Origin of the sequence: Gordonia zhenghanii, assembly GCF_021738965.1 — a bacterium.
GTDB lineage: Bacteria > Actinomycetota > Actinomycetes > Mycobacteriales > Mycobacteriaceae > Gordonia > Gordonia zhenghanii.
This window is the reverse complement of record NZ_JAKKOQ010000001.1, coordinates 161884-177841: the sequence shown is the minus strand read 5'-3', so window position 1 is coordinate 177841 and position 15958 is coordinate 161884. Positions and strand designations below refer to the sequence as shown.

Annotated in this window: 14 protein-coding genes; 9 read left to right on the top strand and 5 right to left on the bottom strand. The window is 64.2% G+C overall.

Annotated elements, in window-relative coordinates:
- The first annotated feature begins 1 nt into the window (after position 1).
- Positions 2-1216, top strand: coding sequence for a mycofactocin system GMC family oxidoreductase MftG (gene mftG, locus L5G32_RS00715; RefSeq protein ID WP_237009095.1), 1215 nt, complete (start codon positions 2-4; stop codon positions 1214-1216).
- Positions 1217-1529: 313 nt separating this feature from the next.
- On the opposite strand, the gene L5G32_RS00710 is transcribed toward mftG, so the two are convergent.
- From L5G32_RS00710 to L5G32_RS00695, 4 genes are all read right to left on the bottom strand, one after another.
- A complete protein-coding gene (locus tag L5G32_RS00710) occupies positions 1530-2207 on the bottom strand; it encodes a vitamin K epoxide reductase family protein (RefSeq protein ID WP_237009094.1) in 678 nt (225 codons plus the stop codon).
- A 7-nt stretch (positions 2208-2214) separates the two neighbouring features.
- Positions 2215-2961 (bottom strand): DsbA family protein, encoded by a 747-nt coding sequence (locus tag L5G32_RS00705; RefSeq protein WP_237009093.1) that lies wholly within the window; start codon positions 2959-2961, stop codon positions 2215-2217.
- Between the two features lie 158 nt (positions 2962-3119).
- A complete protein-coding gene (locus L5G32_RS00700) occupies positions 3120-3857 on the bottom strand; it encodes a DsbA family protein (protein WP_237009092.1) in 738 nt (245 codons plus the stop codon).
- Positions 3858-3867: 10 nt separating this feature from the next.
- On the bottom strand, positions 3868-4359 hold the full coding sequence (locus tag L5G32_RS00695) for a hotdog fold domain-containing protein (protein WP_237009091.1): 492 nt from the start codon (positions 4357-4359) through the stop codon (positions 3868-3870).
- Positions 4360-4642: 283 nt separating this feature from the next.
- Here L5G32_RS00695 and L5G32_RS00690 point away from each other — a divergent pair, with 283 nt between their 5' ends.
- Positions 4643-5659 carry a TetR/AcrR family transcriptional regulator gene (locus tag L5G32_RS00690; RefSeq protein ID WP_237009090.1) on the top strand — a complete coding sequence of 339 codons (1017 nt, stop codon included), beginning with the start codon at positions 4643-4645 and terminating at the stop codon, positions 5657-5659.
- 46 nt (positions 5660-5705) lie between these two features.
- On the opposite strand, the gene L5G32_RS00685 is transcribed toward L5G32_RS00690, so the two are convergent.
- Positions 5706-6809, bottom strand: coding sequence for a Zn-dependent alcohol dehydrogenase (locus L5G32_RS00685; RefSeq protein ID WP_237009089.1), 1104 nt, complete (start codon positions 6807-6809; stop codon positions 5706-5708).
- 370 nt (positions 6810-7179) lie between these two features.
- On the opposite strand from L5G32_RS00685, the gene L5G32_RS00680 reads away from it, so the two are divergent.
- The 7 genes from L5G32_RS00680 (at position 7180) to L5G32_RS00650 (ending at position 15938) form a co-directional block, all read left to right on the top strand.
- On the top strand, positions 7180-8223 hold the full coding sequence (locus L5G32_RS00680; RefSeq protein ID WP_237009088.1) for a Rieske 2Fe-2S domain-containing protein: 1044 nt from the start codon (positions 7180-7182) through the stop codon (positions 8221-8223).
- Positions 8223-9380 (top strand): acyl-CoA dehydrogenase family protein, encoded by a 1158-nt coding sequence (locus L5G32_RS00675; RefSeq protein ID WP_237009087.1) that lies wholly within the window; start codon positions 8223-8225, stop codon positions 9378-9380. The genes L5G32_RS00680 and L5G32_RS00675 overlap by 1 nt, the downstream gene beginning before the upstream one ends.
- A gap of 9 nt (positions 9381-9389) precedes the next feature.
- Entirely contained in the window at positions 9390-10466 is a 1077-nt protein-coding gene (locus tag L5G32_RS00670) for an acyl-CoA dehydrogenase family protein (RefSeq protein ID WP_237009086.1), read from the top strand.
- 2 nt (positions 10467-10468) lie between these two features.
- Positions 10469-11275, top strand: a complete 807-nt coding sequence (locus L5G32_RS00665; RefSeq protein WP_237009085.1) for an enoyl-CoA hydratase — start codon at positions 10469-10471, stop codon at positions 11273-11275.
- A complete protein-coding gene (locus tag L5G32_RS00660) occupies positions 11272-12843 on the top strand; it encodes a class I adenylate-forming enzyme family protein (RefSeq protein WP_237009084.1) in 1572 nt (523 codons plus the stop codon). The genes L5G32_RS00665 and L5G32_RS00660 overlap by 4 nt, the downstream gene beginning before the upstream one ends.
- 112 nt (positions 12844-12955) lie before the next feature.
- A complete protein-coding gene (locus L5G32_RS00655; protein ID WP_237009083.1) occupies positions 12956-14863 on the top strand; it encodes a flavin-containing monooxygenase in 1908 nt (635 codons plus the stop codon).
- 67 nt (positions 14864-14930) lie between these two features.
- On the top strand, positions 14931-15938 hold the full coding sequence (locus L5G32_RS00650; RefSeq protein WP_237009082.1) for a ferredoxin--NADP reductase: 1008 nt from the start codon (positions 14931-14933) through the stop codon (positions 15936-15938).
- Positions 15939-15958: the final 20 nt, after the last annotated feature.

The window sequence follows — 15958 nt, the reverse complement described above, 5'->3', positions numbered from 1 at the left end:
GATGATCCCCGACGTCCTGATCGTCGGGGCGGGGTCGGCGGGATGCGTTCTGGCCGAACGACTGTCCCGAGATTCGACGCGGCGGGTCACGGTCCTCGAACGAGGTCCGGGAACGCCGTTCGCCGCGTCGCTCGACCGTCTCCCCATCGACTCTCCCGACCGCGCCGTGCCGATCGTGGAGCGAGGCGGCAGACCGGTCGTGCGCGGCACCGGAGTCGGCGGGTCGTCGTCGATCAACGGCGCATACTTCCTCCGCGGTCACCGCGACGACTACACGTTCTGGCCGTGGACGGCAGCCGAACTGGAAGCCGCCTTCGACGACGCCGACGCGGTGATGCGGGCGAGGGCGTTCGCCGATGACGAACTCGGCGACGTCGCGCACGCATTCGAGGAGGCATGCGGATCGGACGCGAACGTCGGACCGTGGCCGAGGGACGGCGTGAATCGGGTGTGGAGCAACCGGGTCGACGGTGCGCGGTGGACGGCCGGGCACGTGCTGTCGGATGCCGTGGACCGTCCCGGGCTCACGGTCCGGTCCGGTGTCGAGGTCGCAGGCTTGGTGACGTCGGGCGACGCCGTGATCGGCGTCCGCACGGCGGCAGGGGAGGTGATCGACGCGGGCGAGGTCATCGTCTGTGCTGGAACGTTGGGAACTGCGCGTCTCGTCGCGCCCTTGGTCGGGCCGCTGCCCGTACACGAGCACGCGGAGCGGGTCGTCCGCTTCACTCCGCGTACGACGTTACGAGCACCCGCATTACTGCAGACGGTGCTGCACGTCGACGGGCTGGAGATCAGGCCGTACGGCGACGACTTCGCCGCGTTCACGTCACTGGAGCCGACCGGCGTGCCGATCGGGATCGCCGACATGGCTGGAACCACGGGGATCCTCGACGGGGAGTCTGTCGATCTGGGGGTGCCGGACGTCGCGTCGTCGGAGAGGTTGTCCCGCGGTGTCGAGCGGGTCGTCGACCTGCTGAACGATCGCGCGTTCGCCGAGGTGGTGGAACCGGGGTCGATCCGCGTCGACCCGGTGGTCGGCATGTCCCAACATGCGTGGGGGTCGTTGCCCGCCGGTACCGCGACCGACGTCGACGGTCGTGTGCCCGGCTGGCGTCAATTGCGAGTGGTCGACGGTTCGATCCTGCCTGGTGCGTTGCATAGCGGCCCGCACGCGACCATCGTCGCCCTGGCGATCGTGATCGCTTCGCGCGCGTGACGTTCCGCCTTCTCCGTTGGTCGAGCCTTTTTCTTCGTTGGTCGAGCGGAGTCGAGACCCCCGCCGTACGCAGCTGAGGTCTCGACTCCGCTCGACCAGCGGGGTGGTTGCGTCCCGCTCGACGTGCGGTTATGTAGCTGGTTGAGCCGCTGAGGAGCGTAGCGACGAGGCGTGTCGAAACCGCGGCGGGGTCTCGACTCCGCTCGACCGGCGGGGTGGTTGTGTGGCGCTTGACGTGCGGTTGAGGGTCTCGACTCCGCTCGACCAATGAATAAAAAGGGCTCGACCAGCGAATAGACGCTCGAACAGCGAACTAGAAGAGCGTCTGCCAGTAATCCCAGAACTTCACGCCGGCGGCGACGATGACGGCGATGTACCAGACGGGGAGGAGGACGCCCATCCATTCGCGGATGGAGCGGCCGAGCCTGTTGTCGGGCAGCGCGCGCGAGACGCTGAGGACCAGGATCAGCGGGACGATCGCCCACACCACCATGCAGTACGGGCACAGGGCGCCGATGCGGTAGATGCTCTGGAAGATCAGGTAGTGGACGAAGACCCAGCCGAGGGCGGTGCCGATCGACAGGCCGATCCAATACCAGCGGGGCAGTCGGACGCGACCGATGGCGAGGACCGCGGTCACGATGACGACGGCGAACGCAGGGAGGCCGAGGATCGGGTTCGGGAATCCGAAGAACCGTCCCTGTTCGGTGACCATGACCGACCCGCACGAGATGATCGGGTTGAAGTTGCACGAGAGCGCCGCGTCGGGATTGATCAGCAGCTCGATGCGTTCGATCGTCAGCATCGCGGCCGCGATCAACCCGAGCACACCCGCGACGAGGAGTACCCACGCGGCGACCGGCGACGTCGAACGTAGCTCGGTCAGCGCGTTGCCGCGCCTCCGCACGTCGACGGGCTCGGCGGCCTGGACCGGTGCGGCGGTGGCTCCGGTCTCCGGTTCGGGTGCCTCGACGGCGTCCTGGTCGGTCATGGTCGGGTTACTTCGCGGCGTCGGTGACGGCGGTGGTCAGCTGCTCGGGCGACATGCCCATCGCGTCGATGGTCTTGCCGTTCAAGCGAACCCACGGGGTGCCCTGGAAGCCGGGGTCCTTCAGGACGGTCGAGCTCTGCTCAGTGAGCCACTTGCCGAACTGGTTGTCCTCGATGCACTTGGAGACACCGGTGACGCCCGCTTGTTCCGCCCACTTGCGGAGCTGGTCGGAGCTCGGTCCGGGACCGCCCTCCTGCTGCTGGTTCGTGAACATCAGGTTGTGGAACTTGAGCCACGACTCCATGTTGCCGTCCTTGCCGCTCGCTTCGGCGACGCACATCGACGCGTTGGCGGTGTTCGCCGAGTAGTCGGTCTGGCCGCTGCGGTCGAGGAAGATGATCGGCTTGTAGTCGATCGCGACGTTCGGGTTCTTGGACAGTTCGGCGAGAGTCGCACCCTGCCGGGTCTCGAACGCACCGCAGGCCGGGCACTGGAAGTCTTCGACCACCGACACGACGGCCTTCGGCTGGGTGCCCTTCGGCGCGGCCGACACTCGGATCGAGCCATCCTCGGTGGCGATCGTCGGGGTGGCCGAGCCACCGGTGCTCGAATCTTCGCTGTTACTGACGACGGCCCAGATGCCGATGCCTGCGGCGACGGCGATCAGGACGACAGCAGCGCCGATCTTGAACATGAGAGAGCGACGGCGATCAGCCTTTCGCGGGTCGACGACGGTCCGACGATTCTGGGTCACAGTTCATCCTTCGCAGGTGGTGCCGCGCTCGGGTTCGACGTCCGTGGGAGCGCGACGAAGCGTACTCGGGTGCAAGACTACTTGCTCCACCCTGAGAGGTTTATGACAGACGCCTCGGACAATCGTGTCAGTCCGATCCATTCGGTTCCGTCGGTCGGTCAGCGTTTGGCGGCGTCCACCGCGTCTTCAACGTCCGCAGCCGACGTCACAGTGACCTCTTTGCCGTTCACCAGAACGGTCGGAGTGCCCTTGAACTCGGAGTCGTCCGTCGTCTCGTCGGTGGTGGCCGACACTTCGTTCGCGTACTGGCCGCCGGTGATGCAGCCGGCCACGTCGGGTGCGCCCGACTGCTTCGCGATGGCGGCGAGTTCATCGTCGGTGAGCCCGGGTCCACCTTCGGTGGGCTGACGCCCGAACGTCGTGCTCTGGAACTTGCGCCAGGTCTGCGCGGAGCCCAGAGAGCCGTCGCCCGAATGCCACACGCAGTACGACGCATTGGCTGCGCGCGACGAGTAGTGGTCGGGGTAGACCCGGTCGAGGAACGAGATCACCTTGTAGTCGATCGCGACCTCGGTGTCGTCGGCGTAGCCGTCGAGGGTCGGCCCGACGATGGCCTCGAACTTCTGGCAGGCCGGGCATCCGAGGTCTTCGATGACGGTGACGATGACCTTCGGCTGTCCGGGGGCCGCAGTGACACGGAACGATCCGTTCGAGGTGACGGACGGTCCGGACGGTGTGCTCGTCGAACCGTCGCTTCCGCTCGCCCCGGTCTCGGTGGACGTCGATCCGTCGGACACCGGTGTGCCGTCGACGGTGCAGGCTCCGACGAGGAGGGCTCCCGTGGCGGCGAGACCGCCGAGAGCGACGGCGCGCGCCGCCCGTGATCGAACTGTCATGCGGCTCATCCTAAGCGGGCGTCACCCAGGTCGTGATGTCGCAGTGCACCACTTCTGTGCTCTCCCGATCGAGGATCCGGATCGACACGATGACGTCGGCGCCCTCGGTGAGCGCATCGAAGTCGATCGGCTCGGCGAGCTCGGCATGCGCGGTCAGCCGCGTGGTCGCCTTGGTCAGGTATTGCGCGTTCATCGCCTTCGGGATCCACCGGTGCGTCGTGGGCACCGTCGCCTCCATCAGCATCCCCATCGCGGTCTCCGCGAGGTTGCACGCGGCGATCGCGTGGAATGTACCGATGTGATTGTGGACGCCGAACCATTTGGGCGCGGTCACGCGGCAGTAGCCGGGCTCCATCTCTTCGACGAGCGGGAGGATCGTGCCGAAGTATGGGACTCGCGCCACCATGCCAAGGGAGAACAGCGCGTCGCCGATCTTGTTCTGGGGCAGCTTGCTGCGCAGCGCGTACGTCGCGCTCTTGCTGTTACCGGAAGTGTCACTCATGCGTCGATCGTAGCCCCGTCGGCGCAGCCTGGTCTGCGTCGTCGCGCCGACGCCAATAGTCAGCGACGCCGCAATCAATCCGAACAGCCCAGATTGGGAGAACGCCGGGCGAAAATTGAGACCCGAAGATCGGTCGTACAAGCTATTAGTGCCGACGGTGCTGCATGGGTCTCGGAGTGAATGAGTTCCTATTCAATGGTGGGCCGTCGACGGGGAGACGCGGATCAGGGACACCTGAATTCATGCACCATTGCCGGATCGACCAGCTGGTAACCTTCGCACCATGGGTGGCACTAATGACGTTGTCGAGACGGCTGTGGAGTTGTGGCCGACTCCTCAAGTCGTAGAATTTCTCAAAATTAGCCGGCAGGCAATCAACAGGCGGTTGAAGAATAGAAGGATGCTCGGTTATTCGGGCCCTCAGGTGACCCTGTTTCCGACGTGGCAGTTCGATCTCGATCACCACGAAGTGCGCGAGGAGGTCGCCGAGCTTCTGGATGTCGTCGACGCCGAGGTCGGAAGCCGCGCTCTTGCGGAATGGATGACGACAGCGGCCGAGGGGGGGCGTACACCGGCGACCATGCTGTTCGATCCGGCCACGAAGGACGTTGTGCTCGCGATGGCTTCGGCGTTGACGCCGGGGACTGCCGCCGCAAGTGACGGGCCGAAAGGTAAGGGGGGCAAGCCTGTTCCCGCATGGGTGCCGCCGCCGAAAGGGGAGGACTCCGGTGCGCAGCATGCGATCCTCCTGGCGGCCGCTGATCTGTTCGCGCGAAAAGGCCCTGCGAAAGTCTCCTTGCGTGAGGTCGCGGCCGCGGCCGACGTCTCTTACGGCCTTATTCATCGGTTTTATCGAACGAAAGAGAACCTTCTCATGAGCGTCATGGAGATGCTTGTGACGTACGGTGGTGACCGACTCTCGGAGGAAGACGACGCGTATGCGGCCCTTGAGAACTCATTCGGCGCAGACGTCGATTCCGGTCAGTTCGGCCGAATGCTGACATGGTCGGTATTCGAGGGGACTCCGCCGGATCGGCTGTTGAACGGAGTGAAGTCTCGCGGTTATCGAAATCAGATCGAGGCCCTTTGGAATGGCGAAGATCGGAAGCCGGATGTCCGTGCAGAATTCGATTCGGATGTGCTCGCATCGCTCCTGGCGTTGGTCGGTGCCGTATGGAATCTGTACGAGCCCTATCTAACCGAGCTCGCAGATAGTCCGGACCGAACGGCATCCGACATCCGTCGGGAAGTGACGGAGATGCTGCAAGTGCTCGTTTACGCGACGCGACCGAACCGGTAAATGGACGGCACCCGCGGCGCGGTCGCGCAGCGGGTGCACAGCACCATCAGGCGGCTGACTCGGTCTTCATGCGGAGTACTCCGCGGTCCAGGCGACCCGCTCGCGCGTCGGTGAACAGCGAGTCGTAGTCCTCGAAGTCGTACACCGTGGTGACCAGCTGGTCCAGGTAGAGCTGGCCCGACTGGTAGAGGTCCACGTAGCGGGGCACGTCGGTGCCCGGGCTCGACGATCCGTACCGGCATCCGAGCACCGAGCGGTCCATGTAGAAGGTGCTCGCAGGCACCGACAGCTTGGCTTCGGGACCGGCGACGCCAAGCATGATGAGCTGGCCGCCCCAGTCGGTCATCTCCATCGCCATGCTGGTGATCGCTTCTCCGCCGACGCAGTCGAACGCGTGGTGGACGCCTCCGTCGGTGAGCGACCGGACGGTGGCCACGGCGTCGACGCTGGACGGGTTGACGAACTCGGTGGCGCCGAACGTCCGCGCGGTCGCCTCCTTGTCGGGATTCGTGTCGATGGCGATGATCTTCGTGGCCCCCGAGATACGGGCCGCCTGGATCACGTTCAGGCCAATGCCGCCGGCGCCGATGACGACGACCGAATCGCCGATCTGAACGCGGGCGCGGTTGATCACGGCGCCGGCTCCGGTCAGGACGCCGCAGCCGATCAGGCACGCGGCTTCCATCGGGACGTCCTTCGGAATGGGCACGGCCTGGCCGGCGGAGACGACGATGCGCTCAGCGAAAGTCGACAGCGCGGCGAAGTTGTGTACCTCCGTGTCGCCGATTCGGAACGGAGTCGCGATCTTGCCGAACGACTCGCGGCACATCGTCGGATGGCCGCTTGAGCAGGATGCGCACATCCTGCACGCGGCGAGCGTCGACAGCACGACATGATCGCCGATCGCCGGAGTCGTCACACCGGGCCCGACGGCCTCCACTACTCCGGCGCCCTCGTGCCCGAGGATCACTGGCACCGGGAACGGAATCTTGCCGTTGATGACGCTCAGGTCGCTTTGGCACAGCCCGCTCGCCTCGATCCGGACAGCGACTTCGCCGACGCCGGGTTCGCGGACTTCTACCCCGTCCACGATCTTGTTCTCGTTTCCGTCGAACACAAGAGCTCTCAACGTCTCAACCTCACTGATCATCGTAGAAAAATGGGCCGAACCTCAGCGCACGCCGCGGATGCGACTCGCCTTGTCCGGTCGATTGGGTAATTCGAAATCCGAAATGCCTGCCAGCTCCGTGGCGGACGCCTCATTCGTAGCCACACTGTAGAGCCGACCAAGGGTGGCGTCAAGCAGAATGTAGCCACTCAAGTTGACGGGATTGACGCATACGTAGCCAACGGCTACAGTGATGGCAGTCACGGAGCTGGCGGGCCGTATGGCGAGCCCTGGGGGACCGGAGTCTCCGGGGAGGGCGCTTCGAACCGCGAGTTCCTTTGGACTTCTTTTTCATCCGCGGCGGTGCCGAACAGCCACCCTTGGCAGTGCCGAAACAGCGAGGAGATCTGAAATGACATCGATGGCGTTGTCGATGAAGCCCATCGGCTGGTTCCAGATCGGATGGTCTGACGAACTGGAGGCGGGTGCCGTCCTGCCGCTCCGATACTTCGGAAAGGATCTCGTCGCCTACCGGACCGACGACGGTGAGTTGGTCGTGATGAACGCGTATTGCGAGCATCTCGGCGCCAATCTCGCGTACGGCGGAACTGTGCAGGGCGACGACATCCAGTGCCCCTTCCATGGATGGCGATGGGGTCCCAACGGTAGAAACACGTGCATTCCGTACCAGAAGTCGACGAACCGGGTGCGCCGGATCGGCGTGTGGACGGCGGCCGAACGTGACGGAGTCATGTACGTGTGGCACGACGTGAGCGGCGACGGGCCCGCATATGACGTTCCCAGCATCTTCGACCTGTTCGACGACAGCGGGCCTGCCGAGAACTACCACGCCCTCGGTGAGTCCGGTCGGTACGAGCACGCGAAGGCTCCCATCCATCCGCAGTATGCGGCCGAGAACGGCGTTGACTTCGCGCACTTCAAATATGTGCACCGTGCGGACGAGATTCCGACGGTGGTAAACCGGGAATTCGGTGATCACGACTTCAAGACCGAGTTGGCTTTGGCATTCAAAGTCCGTGGTGTGGACGGTGAGATCGAGTCCGTTCCCGGTGGCACCAAGGCGACGCTGCTCGGGCTCGGACTTGGGTACGCCTACGCATGGGGTGTCGGCGACGTCTGCAGCCTCTCCGCGGTCACGCCGGTCGACGACGAGACGTCAATCCTGCGGTTCTCCGCGTGGGCGAGCATCGAACCAGGGCAGGACCAAAACAAGGTGGCGAAACGGCAGCGTAGCGCGATCAACCAAGTGCGTGCGGACATCGCGATCTGGGAGCACCAGCGCTATACCGAGCCGCCGGGCTTGGCGACTGCGGAGGCGGCCGGATTCCGAGACATTCGTCAGTGGGCCCGTCGCTTCTACTCCGAGGGAGAAAAGGGCCACCGTGTCGAAGAGCAACTGGCCGGCACCGACGCACAGTCGGCGGGAGGGGCCTGATGCGCACACCGTTGACTGAGGATCTCGAAGGTTGGCGCAATGAGATCCGCGAATTCTTGAAGGCTGAACTGCCTCGCGAGAACGCGTTCAACCCTGAATTCGACGATGCTCCGGAGCAGTGGCAGATCGCTGTCGATTTCAGCAGAAAGGTCGCCGAGAAGGGTTGGATCGGCCTGACTTGGCCCGTCGAGTACGGGGGAAAGGGGCGAACGCCGGTCGCAAATCAGATCCTTCTGGAGGAGTTGTATGCCGCTGACGCTCCGATGATCAACTCGGTCGGCATCTTTCTCGCCGCAGGCACGATCCTGGTGGGCGGAACAGACGAGCAGAAGAAGCTTCTGTTGCCCGCCATCGCGAACATGCGCACCCTCTGGGCCGAAGGTCTTACCGAACCAGAGGCCGGTTCGGACCTGGGCAGCTTGCAGACCAAGGCCGTCCGTGACGGCGACAGCTGGGTGATCACCGGACAGAAGGCGTTCACGTCGTGGGGCCCGATGTCCGACGTGCTCTTCGTCGCCGCACGCACCTCGACGGATGATGCTGCGCGCGACGCGATCAGCATCTTCGTGGTCGATTTGACGTTGCCGGGCGTCACGCTGCACCCGATGCGGAACTACGGCGGCGGCGTGCAGTCGAGCACGTATCTGGACAAGGTCCGAGTGCCCGCCGACGCCTTGATCGGCGAAGAGGGCAAGGGCTGGCAGTACATCATGCGCGCCTTCTACGCTTCGGGCACTGTCGAGCCGATCTACGCGATGCAGGAGAGCCGACTGCGGGAACTGCTCGAGCACTGCAAGGAGATCCCCGGCAAGCTGGACGATTCGCACGTGCAGGCAGATCTCGCCAAGCTCGCCGAAATGGTGCAGACCCAGCGAATGCTCGCCTACGAGATCATCGGCGACAACGCCGCGGGACGTAAGACCCCGTGGGCAGGTGGTGCGCAGCAAGTCATCGCCAAGGAATACGAGCCGGTCTTCGCTCAGGTCTTCGATCGCGTCCTCGGACCGACAAGTCAGCTACGTAGCGAATCGGCGGATGCACCGATCAACGGAAGGCCCGAGGCCTGGTATCGACAATCGTTCGCGAACCACGCCGGAGGAACGTCTCAGCTCAAACGGATGGTGCTCGCGACGCGAGGCCTCGGTCTGCCGCGATAGGAGAAGATCATGGAACTGACATGGGGCGATGACTTCGCAGCCCTCACTGACGTAAGCAAGTCGGTCTTTGCGCGGTACTCACCGCTGGACGACCGTTCGAATACCGTTCCGTTCGCCGACCAGGTGAGTCAGTTCGCCGAGTTGGGCTGGCTGCAACTCGCCGACGCGTCGGGAACCGATGAGGAGAGCGCCTCGCTGGGAACCATCGCGGCGGTCTTCGTCGAGATGGGCCGCGCACTGGTGGAGACTCCGCTGCTCGATCTCACCGTCGCCAGAGACGCGGCGATCCTCGCCGGCGCACCAGCGGCGACCGCCCTGGCAGCGCGCATCGGCGACGGCGACGCAGTCGTCGTCCCGGCATTCTGCACCGAGAACTGGGGTTCGGCGGTCACCGTAACCGGGGGCACCGCCACCGGGCGGCTGCTCGGCGTCGGCTACGCCGATCAGGCGGAGAGCCTGCTGGTGCACGCGGCCGAGGACGGCGAGAGTCTCCTGATGCTCGTCGATACGGCGGACGCAAGCGTCGAGGCGATGTCGAATATCGGTGGATACCCGATCTTCAGCGTTACGTTGACCGACGTTGCCGTCACCGCCGAGCGGACCCTCGCTCGCGGCGCTGACGCCGACCGCGCGATCGATCTGGCGTCACAGCGCGGCGACGTGCTGCGCGCGGCTCAAGTCTACGGCGCAGGCATGCGGCTCCTGGACATGACCGTCCTGTATGCCCAGCAACGCCACCAGTTCGGCGGGCCCATCGGCCGCTTCCAAGCCGTTCAGTATCTGTGCACGGACATCGCGCTCAACGCGCACGTCACCTCGGCGCACACCCGTGCGGCGGCAACGGCACTTGACACCACCGGTGACGGCCGGCCGTATGTCGACCTCATGCGCAACCAGGCGATCCTCACCGCTCGCGAGATCGTCCATTGCGCGCACGAAGTCCACGCAGGCATCGGTTACATGGTCGAGTCCAACGTTCATCTGTTCACCGACGCCGCCAAACGCTGGCAGTACGACTTCGGCGACGCCGCTGACCTCAACAGCTCGATCGTTTCGACGATCACCGGACTCTACGAAGGAGTGTGACTATGTCGCTGATCGACTATCGGATAGAGGACGCAGTCGCCCTGATCTCTCTGAATCGTCCGGAGAAGCACAACGCGCAGAACGAGTCGATGCTCGAGGAACTCGACGCTGCATGGCGGGCGGCGGCAACAGACGACGCGGTCAAGGTCATCGTGGTCCGAGCCAACGGCGACAACTTCTCGGCAGGCCACGACTTGAAATCCGTGACCAGCGGCTACGAGCCGTCGGCGGATAAGAGTCAGCTGGAGAAGGCCTACGGCTGGGAGACCGAGTTCTATCTCGGGTTCTCTCGCCGCTGGCGTGACGTCCCCAAGCCGAGCATCGCCTCGGTCAAGGGCGCGTGCATCGCCGGCGCTCTGAACGTCATTTGGCCGTGTGATCTCATTGTCGCGGCCGACAACACCTTCTTCAGCGATCCAGTCGCCAAGTTCGGGGTCGGCGGAGTCGAATACCATGCGCACACCTGGGAACTGGGCGCTCGCCGCGCGAAGGAGATGATCTTTACCGCGCGCAGTTTCTCCGCTGATGAGGCGTTCACCGCAGGCATGGTCAACCGCGTCGTCCCGCTCGACGAACTCGAGTCGCAGACGATGGATCTCGCTCGTGAGATCGCGCAGATGGACGCCTGGGCCCTCCGCCAAGGTAAGCGTGCCGTCAACCAGACGTTGGACATCATGGGCCAGCAGACAGCACTGCAGTCGGCGTTCGACATGCATTGGCTCGGACACGCGAACTCCATGCTGACCACCGGTTACCCGCTGCTCAGTGAGGCACCGCTGCCTGTGGAAGCAAGGCAGGACCGGTCATGAACACGCCGAATCCGATCAGCGAGGCGACATCGGTCTGGTCGCTCCTCACCGACCGAGTCGAACAGACCCCGACAGCGGTGGCGCTGATCGACGAGCACAACCGCCAGGAGACGTTCACTGACGTCAGTGACGCTGCCGAGCGCACCGCAGCGGGCCTGCTTGCCCTGGGCGTCGAGCCGGGCTCCGTGGTCAGTTGGCAGCTCCCCACGAGCATCGACGCAATCGTGATGAGTCTCGCGCTGTCTCGTCTGGGCGTCGTCCAGAATCCGATCATCCCGCTCTATCGTGGACGCGAGGTCACCGCGATGGTTGAGCAGTGCGCGTCGCGATGGCTGATCACGGTCGGCGAGTTCCGTGGATTCGATCATGCCCGGATGGCCGACGAAGTCCGAGCCTCGGTGCCCGGATCATTGCGCACCCTGGTCCTGACCGGCGGATTGCCGCAGGGCGATCCGACGCTTCTCCCGCCAGTCAGGTCCGGCGCGGACGAGATCCGCTGGATCTATACGACATCCGGGACCACTTCGGCACCGAAGGGAGTCTGTCACACGGACGGAACACTCATCGGAGGCGGCCTCGGCATCGTTGACGCCGTCGAAGTGACCAGTGCGGACACCGGGACGATCCTGTTCCCGTACGCGCACATCGGCGGTCCCGACATGTTGGTCGCCTCGCTGTCGAGCGGCATGTCGTTGGTGCTCATGGAGGTGTACGAACCTGCGGCCGCCGTCGAGTTGATGCGTAAGCACGCAGTCACCTTCACCGGCGGATCGACGCCGCACTACTCGCTGCTTCTCCAGCAGCAGCGGAAGCAGCCAGGCGTTCCGGTGGTTCCAACTCTGCGCATGCTGGTAGGCGGCGGTGCTCCCATGCCGGAGAAGCTCTTCCACGAGGTCTTCACCGAGGTCGGTGTGGCAGTCCTGCACGGTTACGGCATGACCGAGTCGCCGATGATCGCGTCGGCCCGACCGAGTGACACTGTCGATCAACTCGCGACGACGTCTGGCTGCGCGGTTCGCAACTGCGAGATCGAGATCCGCTCCGAGTCGGACGAGGTCCTTCCAGTCGGTGGGGTCGGCCGAGTGTGGCTGCGTGGCCCGATCCTATTCAAGCACTACATCGTCGACGGAACGATCGTGAAGCCCTTCGACGCCGACGGCTGGTTCTTCACTGGTGACATCGGCACACTCGGGCGCGAAGGCCACCTCACCCTCGTCGGCCGGGAGAAGGATCTCATCATCCGTAAGGGCGAATCGATCAGCCCGTCCGAGATCGAAGACGTTGTAGTCGCGCACCCGGCGATCGAGGACGTCGCGGTGATCGGGCTTCCCGACGAGGTCCGCGGTGAACGGATATGCGCAGTGGTGCAATTCGTCGACCCGGCGCAGACCATCTGCCTCGACGAACTGCGGGAGTACTGCAAGAAGGCCGGCATCTCGCCCGCGAAGTTTCCCGAGCAACTCGAGTTCGTCACAGAGCTTCCCAAGACCCCGACCATGAAGATCCGTAAGCAGAAGCTGCGCGAGCGCTTCGTCGACGGCCAGACCGTCGCGCATTCGCCTGCCTGACGTCAGTCCGCCCGCAAGTGCCGACCGCGCAGACGATCCTTCCCGACACTCAGCTGGGCGCTTCGGCGTTCCCGACTGGAGCACGTACAGGAGTGAGAAATTGAATCCCCAAATGCCAGACCGTGAATTCGTCGAGCGCGCGGTTTCCGCCGCAGATGTAAACGCCCTGCGTATGGCCTTGTTTCAGGCGACCGGTGATCTCGAGGTCGCCGCGGTGAAAGCTCAACGCGTCGCAGGGTTGGTGGCTGACACAGTGGTGGTCGCCGATGCCGACGCGGACCTGATCCGGTCGAAAGCGGTCGACTACCTGATCGCCGGTGACCTCGCTGATGAGGCGCACGTACCGTCCCAGGACGAGATCAGCGATCTCATCCGCATGGCCGAGGCCCGCGATCTGGAAGCCGAGGATCTGTTCATGCGCCGCCAGATCCTGTCGTTCCCTGATTGGACCTTTCAGCGGGAACCGAAAGGTGAGACATCGGCGCCGGATGGCTACTCCGTCGCGATCGTCGGAGCCGGCTTCTCCGGCATCGCGATGGGCGTACAACTCGCCCGGCTCGGCATCGAGTTCACCATCTACGAACGTCGCTCGGAGATCGGGGGAGTGTGGAGCATCAACACCTATCCCGACGTCCGCGTCGACACGCTCAGTGCGTCGTACGAGTACTCATTCGAGAAGAAGTATCCGTGGACCGAGTACTTCGCGCGCCAGTCCGAAGTGCGTGCGTACCTCGACCATGTCGCGCGAAAGCACGGCGTGTTCGAGCACATAGTCTTCGACGCCGATGTCACAGCTGCAGAGTTCGCGGACGACGTGAAGACGTGGTCCCTGACGGTATCGGTGGCCGACCAGGAGCCGACCACAGTCGTCGCCAACGTCGTGGTGGCGGCGAGCGGACTGTTCGCGACACCGCGCGAACTGTCGGTCGAGGGCGCCGCAGACTTCTCCGGCCAGATCGTGCACACCACTGAGTGGAACGACTCGATCGACTACGCCGGGAAGAAGGTCGCGATCATCGGTAACGGTTCGACCGGTGTCCAGCTGTTGTCGAAGGTCGCGAGCGAGGCGGCGTCGGTGACGGTCTACCAGCGGACCCCTCAGTGGATCTCGCCGCGCGCGAAGTACGGCGAAGCGATCTCCGACGAACTTCAGTGGCTGATTCAGACAATGCCCTTCTACTGGAACTGGAACAAGTACATTGCAGGATTCGCGTCGAACGACCTTCGTGAGCTCCTCATCGCTGACGAGCAGTGGATCGCCGACGGCGGCGACGTCAGCAAACGCAACGATGCGATGCGGGAGATGCTGGTCGGCTACATCCGCGATCAGGTGAACGACCGTGCGGATCTGGTCGAGAAACTGGTACCGGACTATCCTCCGATGACCCGGCGACCGGTAGTCGACAATCAGTGGTACGCGTCGCTCACCAGAGACAGTGTCGAGCTGGTTACGACCCCGATCGATCGAATCACCGACTCGGCCGTGCAGACAGCCGACGGCGCGCGGCGGGAAACGGATCTGATCATCGCGGCGGTCGGATTCCAGACAGAGAAATTCCTGTGGCCGACCGAATACATCGGCGCGGACGGTGTGAGTCTCGAGGACGTGTGGAAGGTGCAGGGTGCGCAAGCCCATCTCGGCATGACCGTGCCAGGTTTCCCCAACCTGTTCATGCTGTACGGCCCCAATTCACAGCCCGTCGCAAGCGGTGCGGGCCTGCCGATCTGGCTGGAGACCTGGTGCAGCTACATCGCCGAACTGATCTTGCAGATGCTCGACAACGGCTACGGCTCGACGGTGATCCGGCGTGAGGCGTTCGACCACTACAACGAACAGCTGCACAAGGAAGCGAGCCGGCTGATCTACCTCTCGCAGACAAGCGCGACGCGGAAGAACTATTACGTCAACAAATGGGGTCGGCTACAGGTCAGCGCTCCGTGGGACGGCGAAGAGTATTTCGGGATGTGCGTCCATCCCCATCCCGGGGATTTCGACTTCGAGTTCGCGAGCGCGGAGTAGGAACGTCGTGCAGCCGACCGATCTCACTGCCCGAGAGCCTTCGAGCAGGGGGCACCTACTCGAAGTGATGGCGGTGATCGATGAGACGCCGGATGCCAGATCGATCGTCCTTCGGCCGACAGAAGTCGACCGTCCGACGTTCGCATACGATCCCGGACAGTTCCTGACCATCGCGATCCCGAGTGAGCTGACCGGCCACGTCGCCCGCTCGTATTCGCTGTCGAGCGCGCCGTCCCTCGACGCGGACCTGAAGATCACTGTGAAGCGGATTTCGTCCGGATACGGGTCCAACTGGCTCTGCGACAACGTCCAGACTGGCGCGTTGGTGACCGTCCTGCCTCCCGCAGGCCGATTTACGCCGACGTCCTACGACGTCGACGTGCTGCTCTTCGCGGCGGGCAGTGGGATCACCCCGGTCATGTCGATCCTGAAGGCGATCCTCGCGAACGGGGCAGGGGCGGTCACTCTCTTCTATGCGAACCGTGACGCGGATTCGGTCATCTTCGCTCGTGAGCTCAACGGTCTGCGGGACGCGCACCGAGGCCGACTCACCGTGATCCACTGGTTTGACGGCGTCAGTGGATTTCCGACGACTTCGCATCTCATCGAAGTGATCGATGCGGATACTTCGCGCGAAGTGTTCGTGTGCGGGCCTGGCCCCTTCATGGATGCCGTCGCGGCTGCGGTGGAGGCGGCACGGGTGCCGCGCGAGCGGTTTCACCGGGAGGTCTTCTCGTCCATCACCGGGGATCCGTTCACACCGACGCCTGTTCCGGTGAACATGCTCGAGCCGGGAGGCTCATCTGGAGTCGAGACGTCCGTGCTTCTCTACGGCCTCACCCACAACTTCGAGTGGTCGACTGACCTCACGCTGGTCGATGCACTGCTGGCGCGCGACGTCGCGGTCCCGTACTCATGCCGGTCCGGCGAATGCGGGTCATGTGTGTGCCGCGTGACCAAGGGGGCGGTCACCACTGACGCCGGCGACGTCCTCGAGCCTGAAGACGCTGCCGAAGGGTACGTGCTGGGGTGTCAGTCTCGGCCGTCCGAAGGTCCGATTGAGATTGAGTTCTGACCACAGGACTCAGTGTGGGC